This is a genomic window from Streptomyces smyrnaeus (assembly GCF_017676345.1).
Lineage (GTDB): Bacteria > Actinomycetota > Actinomycetes > Streptomycetales > Streptomycetaceae > Streptomyces > Streptomyces smyrnaeus.
On sequence record NZ_JAFFZM010000020.1, the window covers coordinates 1 to 13,395 of the forward strand.

A 13,395-nucleotide genomic window follows, 5' to 3' on the forward strand; every position below is an offset into this window, starting at 1 on the left:
TTGGTGCCACTCCGCCCGCACCGGCGTTACCGGCAACGCTGGGCGGGAGGGAGCCGAAAATTACGTTGCCGGTGTCTCCTTTGCGGGAGGAGTCGCACCGGCGACGCTCCCGCAGGGTCGTCACCGGCGGGTCCATGGGCCTCAAGTCGGTGGGGGACTTCACGTAAGGCAATGGCTTTTGTGATTGCGGCAGGGGGGTCCTAGGGGGGCGGAGCCCACCTAGCGGGGGGTGTAGGGGGGCGGAGCCCGCCCTACGCCCGTCCGGCGAGGACCGGGGGTTTGGGGGCGGAGCCCCCAACAACAGACCGGGTACGAGGGCTGAGGCCCTCAGCCATTGGCGGCGGCGCCAGTGGAGCAGGCGGCCTGGGGACGAATCGGCATGCGATTGACAGGCCGCCCCGTCGCCGCCCGCACCGCCCCCGCCACAGCCGCCGGCGTCACGACAACCGGCGCCGAGGAGGCGGCCTTCGCCCCGAAGGGGGCCACCACGTCCCGTTCCTCCACCAGCTTCACCACGCGAATGTCCGGCGTGTCCAGCGCGGTCGGCAGGGCGTAAGCCGTGAAGTCGGCGTGCCGCACGACGCCTTTGGCCACTCGCAGGTGTTCGGTCAGTGCGGTGCCGATGCCCTGGGTGACGCCGGCCTCCAGGCGGGCCCGCAGTTGGCGGGGGTTGAGGACGGCGCCGACGTCCTGCGCGAGCGCGACCTCGACCACCCGTACCGAGCCCAACTCGATGTCGACGTCCACCACGGCGCGTACGGCGGCGAAGGCGAGGCCGACGAAGGCGTCGCCTTGTCCCCACTCGTCGAGTGGCTCCGTGGGGTGGGGGCGGCACTGCGCGGTCGCCCACAGTTCTTTGCCCTCCAATGCCTCGGCCACTGTCGTCGAGAGCACCCCGTCGTAGGAGGTGATCTTGCCGTCGGCGATGGTCAGCAGTTCGGTGGACATGCCGAATTTGGCCGCGAGCGGCTGGAGCAGTTGGGTGCGCACCATTTTCGCGGCGCGCTCCACCGCGCCGCCGGAGACCCAGGTGTGCCGTCCGCGGCCACTGGCTCCGGACGGGGGCTGGTCCGTGTCGACGGATGCCACATGCACTTCGTCGACGCCCAGCACGTCCTGCACGATCTGCCGGGCCAGTGTGTCGAATCCCTGCCCGGACTCGACGGCCGCGCACATCACCGTGGCCACCGGTCCGTTGACCTTCACCGTCGCGGTGGAGACCTCGTCGGTGCCCTCGGCGCCCAGCATGTGCACCATGCCGAGTGCGTAGCCGACGCCCCGGCGTACGGCCGCGGGGTCGCCGGCGCCCTCGGGTCCGCCGGGCAGCAGCCAGTCCTCCTCGGGCGCGTCCTTGGGCAGCGGCGGCAGCGGCGCCTCGTGGACGGCTTCCAGCAGTTCGGCCACCGGTGCCGGGCAGGTCACGGTCTGGCCGGTGGGCAGCAGGTCTCCGGTGGCCATGACGTTGCGCATCCGCACCTCGACCGGGTCGAGTCCCAGCCGTTCGGCCAGCTTGTCCAGCTGGCCCTCGTAGGCGGCGCACACCTGCATGGCGCCTTCGCCACGTACATGTCCGGAGGGCGGGTTGTTGGTGCGTACGACCCAGCCGTCGATCACCGCGTGCGGCACCACGTACGGCCCGCAGGCGAACGAGACGGCGGCGGCCAGGGCGTCCGAGGAGGTGTCGGCGTAGGCGCCGCCGTCCAGCAGGATCTGGGCCTCCACCTTGACCAGCTTGCCCTCGCTGTCGGCGTGGTGGCGGTAGCGCAGCAGGGTGGGGTGGCGGTGTGCGTGGCCGAGGAAGGACTCCTCGCGGTTGAGGGCGATCTTCACCGGGCAGCCGGTGCGCATGGCCAGCAGGCCCAACGGGACCTGGAGTGCCGCGTCCTCGCGGTCGCCCATGGCGCCGGGCACCCCGGTGACGACGATCTTGACCTGTTCGGCGGGCAGTCCGAAGCAGGCGGCGGCCAGGTCGCGGTCGGTGTGCGGGTCGGTGGAGGCGGTGTAGATCTCCACGCCGCCGTCCGGGCGCGGCACGGCCAGTGCCGCCTCGGCGCCGATGGGTGCCGGGTCCTGCCGGCCGATCCGGTAGAGCCCCTCCACGACGACGTCGCCGGTGGCCTCCGGGTCGCCGTAGCGCAGCGGGATGTGGCGCAGCAGGTTGCCGTCCGGGTGCAGCGGTTCGGCCTCGAACGACTTCTCCGGGTCGGTGACCGGCTCCAGCACCTCGTACTCGACGGCGATGGCCGCGGCGGCCAGTCGTGCCGTGTCGGGGTGGTCGGCGGCGACGGCGGCGATCGGTTCGCCGTAGTAGCGCACCATGTCCCGTGCGAACGCCGGCTGGTCGGCGATCTTTCGCCCGTGGGCCGAGTCGCCGGGGACGTCCTCGTGGGTGATGACCGCCCGGACGCCGGGCATCTTCGCGGCCTCCTCGGTGTCGATCGCCAGGATCCGCGCGTGCGGGTGCGGCGACCGGTGCACGGCCGCCCACAGCAGTCCTTCGGCCCACAGGTCCGCGGCGTACGGGAAGGTGCCCTGCGCCTTGGCGTAGGAGTCGGTGGGCAGGACGGAGGCGCCCAGGCCGTGCGGCTCGGGCTCGCTGCGGGCGCCCGGCAGCGGGGTGCCGCCGGGCGGGGTGGTCGCTGTCCCTGGGCCGCCCGCACCGGGTCCGGGGCCGGCGCCGGTGTGACCGTCAGCCGTTTCCGTCATGCCGCCGCCTTTCTGTGCTTGCGTGCGCGGGGCGCGCCGGTGCGGGGCGCGCTGCCGCCAGGGGACGCGCTGCCAGGGGGCGCGCTGCTGCGAGGGCCGCGCGCATCAGGACTCGCCGCCGTTGTCGGGGTGCCGGGTCTGGTGCGGGATGTGCGCGCCGTAGGTGCCGTCGTCGTACGTCCCACCGTCGTAGGCCCCGTTGTCGTACGCTCCGCCGTCGTACGTCCCGTGGTGGCCGTGCGCCGCCGGGTCGTAGTCGTAGCCGCCGCCCTGCGGGGCGCCGTAGCCGCCGGTCGGGTAGCCGCCCTGGTCGTAGCCACCTTGGTCGTAGCCGCCCTGGCCGTACTGCTCGTAGGGGGCGGGCTGTTGGTAGCCGCCCGGCTGCTGCTCGGGGACGCCGTGGCCGTAGCCGCCCTGCGGGTCGTAGCCGCCCTGGCCGTGACCGGCCGGGCCGGGCTGCTGTCCGGTTCCCGGCCCGCCGGGGCCGTCCGGCTGCCGGCCGGTGGCCGCCTGCGCCTCCGCCTCGGCCGCCTCGCGCTCGGCCTGGGCGGCGCGCTGCTCGACGACCGTACGGACCGCGTCCAGCACCCCGCGGTAGCCCGAGCACCGGCACAGATTGCCGCTGATCGCCTTGCGGGTCTCCAACTCGGTGGGCGCGTGGTTGCCCTCCAGCAGGTCGTGCACGGTCATCGCGAGTCCCGGCACGCAGAACCCGCACTGCACCGAGCCGCTCTCGGCGAGCGCGCACTGCACATCGGAGGGGGTGCCGTCGGCCGACAGCCCCTCCACCGTGCGTACTTCGCTGCCCGCCGCGGTGGCGGCGGGCACCAGGCAGGCGGCCACCAGCCGGCCGTCCACCTGCACCGAGCAGGCGCCGCACTCGCCCTGGGAGCAACCGTCCTTGGCCCCGGCGAGGCCCAACCGCTCCCGCAGCACGTACAGCAGCGACTCGCCGATCCACGCGCTGGCGACGGGCCGGTCGACGCCGTTGACCCGCAGGACGTACGAGACGTGCGGGTGCTCGTCCTCCGTGTCGACGGCTTCGGGGAGCGGCGCGGTGTCGCCGTCGCCGTCCTCCGCCGGGCCGGTGCCGCTGTGCTGGGACGGCTCGGCGGACGGCTCCTCGGAGCTCCCCTCGGGCTCGGGGTCCGCACCGCCGTCGGTGCCCGGCTCGGCGCCCGCGTCGGCCCCTTCGGCTCCGGCGGCCGTATCCGCTTCCCCGGCACCGGTACCGGCACCGCCGGCCGGGTCCGGGGCGTCGGCGTCACCGGCCTGACCGGTCCGCGGTGCGGCGTCCGGCTGGGTGGCGGGGGTGGGTTCGGGCTCCGGCTGCTGCGGTGCGGCCTGCTGCGGTACCGGGGCGGGCGCCGGGGCGGCCTCGGCCAGGGAGGTCACCTCGGAGTCCGCGTTGCTCTCCGGCCCGGCGGGCGGGGCGGGCGGCTCGCTGGCGACGATCCCGGCACCGGCGGCGGGCTGCGGCTCGGCGGGCAGGGGCTGCTGCTCGGCGGGCGCGGCGTCGGTCCGCTCGGTGGTGGGCGCGTCGGGGAAGCTGTAGGCAGCCGCCGGGGCGCTGCCCGGTGCCTCCTCGGTCGGCCAGGCGTCCGTGCCCGGCTCCTGCGGAGGCAGCGGCCCGGGGCCGACCGCCTCGGATGCGCTCCCGGGTGCGGGCGCCGTGCTGTCCCAGCTCGGCGCCGAGGTCGGCGAGGAGGGCGCGGAGGGCGCCCAGGCGTGTGCGGTCTCCGTCCCGGGGGCGCCGGGACCGGGCTGGGAGGACCCGGGAACGGGCGTGCCCGAGGCGGGCGTGCCGGGCACGGGTGTACCGGTTGCGGGCGTGCCGGGCACGGGTGTGCCGGAAGCGGGCGTGCCGGTTGCGGGTGAACCCGGCGCGGGCTGCGCGGGCTCCTCGTCCGCGGTCGCCGCGCGGGCCACACCGGTACCGAGGGGGCGGCGTCCCGTGCGGGCCTCGTGGGAGCCCGCGAGCGCGGCGGCAGCACCCTGGCCGAGCCCGGCGGGCGGCGCGGCGCCGGCCGGGCCCGTGGCAGCGCCGGGGACGTCGTGGCCGCTCTGCCCGCCGAGCGTGTCGTGCGGATCCGGCGCACCGGCCGGGCCGTGCTCCGGTGAGCCGCCGCCGGGACCGGCTTCGGGACCGGCTTCGGGACCGGCTCCGTACTGACCGGCCCGGCCGTAGGGCCCCGGCTGTCCGTACTGCCCCGGCTGTCCGGGCCCGCCGCTGCCCTGCTCGCCGTTCTCCGGTGCGAACGGCAGCACCCAGTGGCCCCCGGCGGCCGGATCGGTGCCCGCGGCGGGGGGCAGCGCTCCGGAGCCGCTGCCGGGCTCCGCGGCGGTGTGGGAGGACGGGTCGATGGGCGGCGGGGTGTAGCCGCCCTGCCCGGTGCCGGGGGCGGCCAGCGGCACGTCCTCGGCGAACTCCCCGAAGCCCCCGCTGGGCAGCTGCACGAAGGCGGTGGCGTCGGCGTCGTACTCGCCCCCGCCCCAACTCCTGGGCACATGCTGCCCGTACGCCGCCTCCTGGGTGTAGGGGGCGTATCCGGCGTCGGCGCCGGCGCCGTGCGCGGACTCGGCGCCGTGCGGGGCGGCGTAGGGCTCGCCGTACTGTTCGGCGCCGCCTGTCGGGTTGCCGTACTCGTCTGTGTCCGTGTGCGCGCTCACGTGTCCGTGCGGATCCGCACCCGCGTGCGGCCCCGCGCCCCCGTTCCGGTTTCCGTTCCCGTTGCCGTGTGGTGCCTGTGGTGTGCCGCTCATGCGAGAGCCCTCCCGAGTCCTCGGCGGGCCAGTGTCGCCACCGTACGCCGCAAGTGCAGCGCCGCGGGCGGAAGCTGGGGTACCGCGCCGGGAGTGCCGTCGGCGCCCTCCTCCGGCATCGGGTCGGGGATGCACGCCATCGCGACGTACTCCCCGAAAGCGGACAGCGCCTCGGGGGCCAGCGACCGCTCGCCGTCCCAGTCGATGAGCGAGGCGATCCACTGCTCGGCCTCCAGCGGGCGCAGCGGCATCGGTGCGACGGCGCCCACCGCGCAGCGCACCCCGCGCCGCATCGGGTCGAGCACGACGGCGACGGAGGCCAGCGCACGGCTGGGCCCGGTGCGGCTGGTGGCCTTGAGGAACGTCTGCGGCGCGTGCAGCAGCGGCACCTTCACATAGCCCACGACCTCGCTGGGCCGGAGCATGTCCATCCCCGCGAGCAGATGGCTGACCGGCAGTTCGCGGCGCGACCCTTCCGGGCCCGCGATGGAGAGCGTGGCCTCCAGCGCGGCCAGCACGGGGAGTGCGTCCCCGGTGGGCGACGCGCTGACGATGTTGCCGCCGAGCGTGCCCGCGTTGCGGATCTGCGGGGGCCCCGCGGCGCGCGCGGCGGCGGCGAGCGCGGGGATGAGCGCGGCGAAGTCGGGGCGGCCCATGCGCGCGTGGGTGAGCCCGGCGCCGAGCACGGCGTACCCGTCCTGGTACGACCAGCCGCGGATCTCGCTGATCCGGCCGAGGCCGACCAGCGCGGCGGGGCGCAGCTGGCCGGAGTTGACGTCGGCCATCAGATCGGTGCCCCCGGCGACCGGCACGGCGGCGGGTTGGGCCAGGAGCGCGGAGACGGCCTCGTCCAGGGTGGTCGGCAGCATGACAGCAGGGGGCACAGCCTGCGCGGCTCGTTCGCCGTCTGGTGCATGCCGTACGTGCGTGCTCAACCTGCTGCCCCTTCCCCGACATACCGGGCTCCCGGCTGCACTGCCGTACGGTACGTGCTCACAGCCCGGACGAGGCAACTCTGGCATATCTCGGCCCCCGCCCGACACGAGGGCCAGGGATGGGCGCTTTCGCACCTTTTACCGAGGAGCCGGCCTCTCTCACTCCAGCGGCCGCCCCGCGATTCCCGGCCGCCGCTGCCAGGGACGAGGCCCGGAAAGGGGGCGGTACTCGACCCCGCAGGCGTCGAGGCGGGGAAGGTGTGCCGCCGCCAGGCGCTCGGCGAACTCGTCGTAGGAGTGCCCCGGCCCGGCCCAGGCCACCTCCGCGACGGCGGCGAGCCGCGGAAACACCTGGTAGTCGACGCGCTGCGAACTCTCCGCGCACTCGGTCCACATGTTGGCCTGCAGCCCCAGTACCCGCCCGGCGTGTCCGCTCTCCGCGAGCCGTGCGGGCACCGGCCGCACCTCGTACACGTCTTGCAGCGACGCCACCCGGCCCAGCGGCACCGGCTCGTCCTCCCCCGGCGCCTGCCGCCGGTCGAGGTACACCTCGTGCTCGGGACACATCACCACATCGTGGCCCGCCTCGGCGGCGGCGATGCCCCCCTCGTACCCCCGCCAGGAGGAGACGACGGCACCCGGCGTGAGGCCGTCGCCCCCGAGGGTGCCTCCCTCCAGGATCTCGTCCCAGCCGACCATCCGCCGCCCCCGCTCGGCGAGCCAGCGGTCGAAGTGCCGCACCATCCACGCCTGCAGGGCGTCCTCGTCGCGCAGCCCCTCGCGGGCGATGCGCTCCTGGGCGACAGCCGAAGCCCGCCACTGCTCCTTGGGGGTCTCGTCGCCGCCGATGTGGATGAAGGGGGACGGAAAGACGTCGAGCACCTCCTCCAGCACGTGCTCGTAGAAGCGCAGGACGTCGTCCGTGGGGGCCAGCAGCTGCGGGCTGACACCCCAGTCGGTCCACACCTCGAGCGCGGAGGTGTCGACGACGTCCGTGTTGCCCAGCTGCGGATAGGCGGCGATCGCGGCCTGCGAGTGCCCGGGGAGTTCGATCTCGGGTACGACGGTGATGTGCCGTTCGGCGGCGTACGCCACGATCTCGCGCAGATCGTCCTGGGTGTAGTGGCCGCCGTGCGGGCGCTCGTCCCACAGCGGGGAGGCCCGGTGCCCCACCCGGGTGCGGGAGCGGGAGCCGCCGACCTCGGTCAGCCGTGGGTAGCGGCGGATCTCCATCCGCCACCCCTGGTCGTCGGTCAGGTGGAGGTGGAAGACGTTCAGCTTGTGCACGGCGAGCAGGTCGAGGAGGCGCAGCACACCGTCCTTGGGCATGAAGTGCCGGGCCACGTCGAGCATCAGGCCGCGCCAGGCGAACCGCGGGGCGTCCTGGACGCGGCACGGCGCGATCCGCCACTCGCACCGGGGGCCGGCCCGCCGGAACGCCGCGGGCGGCAGCGCCTGGCGCAGCGTCTGGAGGCCCCGGAACACCCCTGCGGCGTCCCCGCCCTCGATCAGCGCGCGATCGGCCGTGACCTCCAGCCGGTAGGCCTCGGGGCCGAGTCCGGCATCCAGCCTCAGCTCCACGGTGTTGCCCGGCGCCCCCTCGTCGTCCGGCGCCCCTCCGTCGTCCAACGCCCGCTCGCCCTCCTCCCGGAAGGGCAGCACGGACTGGCCGCGCAGCCAGCGGGCCACCTCCCGCAGACCGGGTGCGGGCTCCACGACGAGGGCCGTACCGCTCCCCCAGACGAAGGGCGGTCCGTCGCCCTCCCGTACGTCACGGGCGCGCGGCACGAGCCCCGCCCAGCCGGTGGCCGACATGACCGGTCCTCCTTGTGTGAGGTGCTTGGTTGCCTGTGTGAGGGCTTACTTGACCGCGCCGCCCAGTCCGGAGACCAGGCGGCGGTGTACGCAGACGAAAAAGATGAGCACGGGCACGGTCATCACCGTGGAGGCGGCCATCACCCCGCCCCAGTCGGGGGTCTCGGTGTCGAAGAAGACCAGCAGCGCCATCGGCAGTGTGGAGTTCTCCGTCGCGCTGATGATGAACGACTTGGCGAACAGGAAGTCGTTCCAGGTGGAGATGAACGAGAACACGCTCGTGGCGACGAGTCCGGGAAGGACCAGCGGGAAGAGGATCTGCCACAGAAAACGCGTCCGGCTCGCTCCGTCGATGAACGCCTGTTCCTCCAGCGCCTCGGGGACGGCCTTCACGAAGCCGCGCAGCATCCAGATGGCGAACGGCAGCGAGAACGCCAGATGCGGAAGGATGAGGGAGAAGAGGGTGTTGAGCGCGCCGATGTCCCGCATGAGGAAGAACAGCGGAATGGTCAACGCCTCGACGGGCACCATCTGGGCGACCAGGAAGAGGATGAGCAGCGTGGTCCGCAGCCGGAACCGGAAGCGGGCCACGGCGGTCGCCGCGAGGAAGGCCAGCAGCGCGGAGGCGACCACGACGGTGCCCGCGACCAGCAGGCTGTTGAGGAAGTACCGCCCGAAATCCTGCTGCTCGAAGACGCGCCGGAACGCGTCGAGGGACGGCGAGAGCGTCCAGGGAACGGGGTGGTCGGAGCGGACCTCACCGGCCGGTTTGAACGCCGAGAGCACCATCCAGTACAGCGGGAAGGCGACGACGGCGGCAATGAGGACGGCGGCGCCGTCGGCTGCGAGCCGCCCCGGTTTCCGTATCCACGACCGCGTCCCGGCGCCCGGCCCCGGGCGCGTCCGCGATCCGGCACCGACGTCCGCGCTCATATCTCTTCCCCATTTCTGCGGAGCAGCTTGAGATAGACCAGCGTGACGGCCAGCAGAATCAGCAGCATGACGACGCCGATTGCCGAACCGAGGCTGTACTGGGACGAGGCGAACGCCTTTTGGTAGGCGTAGACGTTCAGCACCAGATTCTGGTCGGCTATGCCACCGCCGTCCGTCATCACATAGATCTGGGTGAAGACCTTGAAGTCCCAGATGACGGACTGGATGGTCACCACAATCAGTACCGGGCGCAGCATCGGCGCCAGGACGCTGCGCCAGGTACGCCAGGCACCGGCGCCGTCCAGCGCGGCGGCCTCCAGCACCTCGCCGGGCACGGCGCGGATTCCCGCGTACGTCACCACCATCACCAGGGGGAACGAGCACCACACGACTTCCAGGAAGACGAGCGTGAACGCGCTGTAACGCCCGTACGTCCAGGAGTGGTCGCCCAGCCCCAGCACCCGGTTGACCGGTCCGAAGTCCGGATCGAAAAGGAACACCCACACGGTCGACCCGGTGATCGCGGGTGTCGCCCAGGCCCCGAGCGCCGCCAGCATCAGCAGCAGCCGGGGCACCGCCCGGACGCGGGTGAGCAGCACGGCCAGCGCGCACCCCACGGTCACCGTGCCGAGCACACAGGCGGCGGCGAACACCACGGTCGCCAGCAGCACGTCCCAGAACTGCGGGTCGCCCAGCAGCTCACGGTAGTTCGCCAGCCCCTGGAAGCTGGTCGGCTCTCCGCCGCTGACCTGCGCCTGGGTGTACTCCAGGAAGGAGATCAGCCCGAGCTGGTAGACGGGATAGACGAGCAGTCCGGCCAGGACGACCAGAGCGGGCGCGAGGTAGAGCCAGGGCGTCCACCCGCCGTGCCGGACGGGAGGACGGCGGATGCGCGCGCCGTCCCGCCCCCTCACCGGGCGAACGCCTTGTCCATCTTCCCCGCGGCGTCGGCGGCAGCCGAGTCCACGTCCTGTTTGCCGCTGACGATCCGCTGGAACATGCCCGGCAGGATCTGCGCGGCGTCGATCCGCCCCCACGCCGGGCTGGCGGGCACGAACTTCGTCCCGGCGTCGAGTGTCGCCACGAACGGCTCGACGAAGGGTTCCCGCGCGGCCACCTTCTTTCTGGTGTCGCTGAAGGTCGGCAGAAAGCCCATGGCGTCGAACAGCCGCTCCTGGGTGCGCTTGCCCGCCAGTTCCTTCATCAGCGCGACGGCGAGGCTGCGGTGCCGGCTGCTCTTGAGGACGCCGATGTTGTTGCCGCCCGCGAAAGCGGGCGCGACGCTGCCCTTCCGGGCGCCGGGCAGCGGAACCACGGCGTACTTGCCCCGGACGGCGCCGTCGTCCATGGCCTGCCGGTTGAAGTCGCCGCCGATGGCCATGCCCGCCTTGCCGCCGGCGAACGCCTCCACCGTGTCGTTGCCGCCCATGGCGGCACAGGTCGTGGCGGGGCAGTTGTCGTCCCCGAACAGGGAGGTGTAGGCCTTGATGCCCTTCTTGGCGGCGGCGCTGTCGAGGGTGGCGCGGAACTTCCCGCCGCCGCTCTCCTCGGCCAACTCCCCGCCGTGTGCCCACAGGAAGGGCATGGCCCCGTAGGTGTAGGCGCCGCCGACCGCGATGCCGTACATCTCCTGGCGCTCGGCGCGGATCTTCTTCGCCGTCGCGGCCAGTTCGCTCAGGGTGCGGGGCGGCTCCAGGCCGAGGTCCTTGAAGACGTCGGTGCGGTAGTAGAGGGCGCGGACGCCGACGAAGAGGGGGGCGCCGTACTGCTTGCCCTGGACGGTGACGGACTTCTCGGCGGTCGGGTCGAGGTCGTCGGCTGCGTCCCATTCGGCGAACTCGGCGCTGACGTCGGCCAGTCCGCCGTCGGCGACGTATCCGGCGGTGTCGGTGTTGCCGTACTCGATGACGTCCGGGGCCGAGTCGGGGTCGTTGAAGGCACCCTTGATCTTCTCGGCCCGGCTGTCGACGGGGATGTACTGCACGGAGACGCGCACGCCGTTGTGCTGCTTCTCGAACCGGTCGACCACACCCTGGACGACCTTCTCCTTGGGCTTGTTGCCGACCTCCCGGAAGAGCCAGACACGTACCGTCCCGCTCTTCTCGTCCGCGCCGCCCTCGTCGCCGGAGGTACTGGGAGCGCACCCGGCCACCGCGGCCGCCACCATTCCCAACGCCATGAGAGGGGCCACGAGACGCCGCCCGCGCCCCCGCCGCCCGCCCTCGCCGGACTGTCCGCCCTCGTCGGACTGTCTGCCCTCGCCGGACTGTCTGCCCTTGACGCGCTGTCTGCCCTTGACGACCTGCACGACGAGACCCCCAAGCACGCGATGCTGCAACGGCGTTGCAACATATGCAACTGACGTTTCGCAGAGCACAACCTGCACGGGAGGCTACGAGGCAGCCACACACGAGGGCAATAGGTCTGTACCAGCAAAGCGGCAGCGGCGGGAGGCGTCGACTCCCCGACCGACTGACCAGATCGTTCCGCCACCCGCCCCGATCGTGTCTGTCGGCAGCCCCCCGCCGCTGGCCAGACTGGCGCACATGAACAGAGCGCTGCTTGTCATCGATGTCCAGGAATCCTTCCGCGCCCGCCCCGACACCTGGGCCACCCTCGCCGACCCGGACATCGCCGGACCGGTCACCAGGCTGGTGCGGCTCGCCCGCACCGCCGGGGACCTCGTCGTCTGGGTCCTGCACACCGAGCCCGGCTCGGGCGGCGTCTTCGACCCCGAGCAGGGTCAGGTACGGCTGCTGGCCGAACTCGACCAGCCACTCCCCGGCGAGCCCGTCCTGTACAAGACCTCCCACAACGCGTTCACCACCACCAACCTCCAGCAACTGCTGACGAACGCGGGCGTCACCGAACTCGTCGTCAGCGGTATCCGCACCGAGCAGTGCGTCGAGACCACGACCCGCCTCGGCAGCGATCTGGGCTACCGCGTCTCCTTCCCCGTCGACGCCACCACGACGAACCCGGTCGGCGGCCTGAGCGCCGAGGCCGTCGTCGAACGCACGGTGGCGGTGCTCCGCGACCGGTTCGCACGGATCACCACGGTGGCCGAACTGGAGGCGGAGTCGGCACCGCCGGCGCCACAGCAGCCCGACGGGGAGCGGACGACGGCCTGAGCGGCGGAGCAGCCCGAGCGGGCGCCGGAACCCGAACCGGTGCCGGAATCCCAACCGGTGCCGGAACCCGAACCGGTGCCGAGGGGGCCGTCATGGGTGGAACCGTGGCCGGGGCGGCTGACACCATCCCGGGCGTGACCCACGTCGTCCTCGTCCTCACCCCGGGCGTCCACCTCCTCGACCTCGCGGGCCCCGCCCAGGTGTTCAGCACCGCGGCGGAGCTCGGCCGGGCCTACCGGCTCAGCTACGTCGGCGACCAGGAACGCGTCGACAGCGCCCAGGGGCTGCCGTTGAGCGCCCGGACCGAGTGGCCACCCGATCTGGGCCCGGACGACCTGCTCGTCGTACCGGGCTGGCGCTGCCCGCGCCGCACCCCGGGCCCGCCCTTCACCGACCAGACCCTCGCCCGGATCGCCGCGCACCACGCCGCCGGTGGCACGGTCGCCAGCGTTTGCTCGGGGGCGCAGGCCCTCGGCGAGGCGGGGCTGCTGGACGGTCGACGCTGCACCACGCACCACGAACTCCAGGACTCACTCGCCCACCGCTTCCCCCGGGCGAAGGTCGTCCGCGACGTCCTGTTCACCACCGACGACCGGGTCGTCACCTCCGCCGGCATCGCCAGCGGCATCGACCTGTCGCTGCACCTGCTGGCCGCACGCCACGGCCCGGCGCACGCCGCACAAGTGGCCCGCAACATGGTCGTCTACGCCCGCCGCAACGGGGACGAGCCGCAGGCCAGCGCCGTACTGCGGTACCGCTCACACCTCAACGACACCGTCCACCGGATCCAGGACCTCATCGACACCCGCTTCGCCGAGCCCCTCACCCTGGACCAGCTGGCCGCCACCGCCGACGTCAGCCCGCGCACCCTGACCCGCCTGTTCACCCGCGCCACCGGCGGTCTGACCCCCCTCCGCTACCAGCAGACCCTCCGCCTGGAGCGCGCCGAGCACCTCATCGCCCACGGCGCCACCACCGAAACCGCCGCCCACGAGGTCGGCTTCACCGACCCCCGCATGCTCCGCCGCCTCCGCTCCCGCACCGCCTCGTAAAGCCCCCGAGAACTCACCTTCCGCAAAGGCACCGCCGCCCTCACAGCTTGCGCTCGAACG

The 13,395-nt window shown here is 73.2% G+C and carries 9 protein-coding genes; 2 read left to right on the plus strand and 7 right to left on the minus strand.

Annotated features, from left to right (window positions below):
* Positions 1-327 precede the first annotated feature (327 nt).
* The 7 genes from JW613_RS27715 to JW613_RS27745 all read right to left on the minus strand — a co-directional run bounded on the left by JW613_RS27715 (position 328) and on the right by JW613_RS27745 (position 11,331).
* Positions 328-2,706: a xanthine dehydrogenase family protein molybdopterin-binding subunit gene (locus tag JW613_RS27715; protein ID WP_209213626.1), complete on the minus strand. Its 2,379-nt coding sequence runs from the start codon at positions 2,704-2,706 to the stop codon at positions 328-330.
* 105 nt (positions 2,707-2,811) lie between these two features.
* A complete protein-coding gene (locus JW613_RS36015; protein ID WP_307866065.1) occupies positions 2,812-5,376 on the minus strand; it encodes a 2Fe-2S iron-sulfur cluster-binding protein in 2,565 nt (854 codons plus the stop codon).
* Positions 5,377-5,465: 89 nt separating this feature from the next.
* Positions 5,466-6,338: an FAD binding domain-containing protein gene (locus tag JW613_RS27725; protein ID WP_209213627.1), complete on the minus strand. Its 873-nt coding sequence runs from the start codon at positions 6,336-6,338 to the stop codon at positions 5,466-5,468.
* A gap of 225 nt (positions 6,339-6,563) precedes the next feature.
* Positions 6,564-8,219, minus strand: a complete 1,656-nt coding sequence (locus JW613_RS27730) for a beta-N-acetylhexosaminidase (protein ID WP_209213628.1) — start codon at positions 8,217-8,219, stop codon at positions 6,564-6,566.
* A gap of 45 nt (positions 8,220-8,264) precedes the next feature.
* Positions 8,265-9,152 carry a carbohydrate ABC transporter permease gene (locus tag JW613_RS27735; protein ID WP_245226398.1) on the minus strand — a complete coding sequence of 296 codons (888 nt, stop codon included), beginning with the start codon at positions 9,150-9,152 and terminating at the stop codon, positions 8,265-8,267.
* Positions 9,149-10,066, minus strand: a complete 918-nt coding sequence (locus JW613_RS27740; RefSeq protein WP_307866066.1) for a carbohydrate ABC transporter permease — start codon at positions 10,064-10,066, stop codon at positions 9,149-9,151. The genes JW613_RS27735 and JW613_RS27740 overlap by 4 nt, the downstream gene beginning before the upstream one ends.
* Entirely contained in the window at positions 10,063-11,331 is a 1,269-nt protein-coding gene (locus tag JW613_RS27745; protein ID WP_209213709.1) for an extracellular solute-binding protein, read from the minus strand. Before JW613_RS27745 ends, JW613_RS27740 begins: the two co-directional genes overlap by 4 nt.
* 367 nt (positions 11,332-11,698) lie before the next feature.
* Between JW613_RS27745 and JW613_RS27750 the strand changes: the two genes are divergently transcribed.
* A complete protein-coding gene (locus tag JW613_RS27750; RefSeq protein WP_209213629.1) occupies positions 11,699-12,283 on the plus strand; it encodes a cysteine hydrolase family protein in 585 nt (194 codons plus the stop codon).
* Positions 12,284-12,417: 134 nt separating this feature from the next.
* On the plus strand, positions 12,418-13,335 hold the full coding sequence (locus JW613_RS27755; protein WP_209213711.1) for a GlxA family transcriptional regulator: 918 nt from the start codon (positions 12,418-12,420) through the stop codon (positions 13,333-13,335).
* Positions 13,336-13,395: the final 60 nt, after the last annotated feature.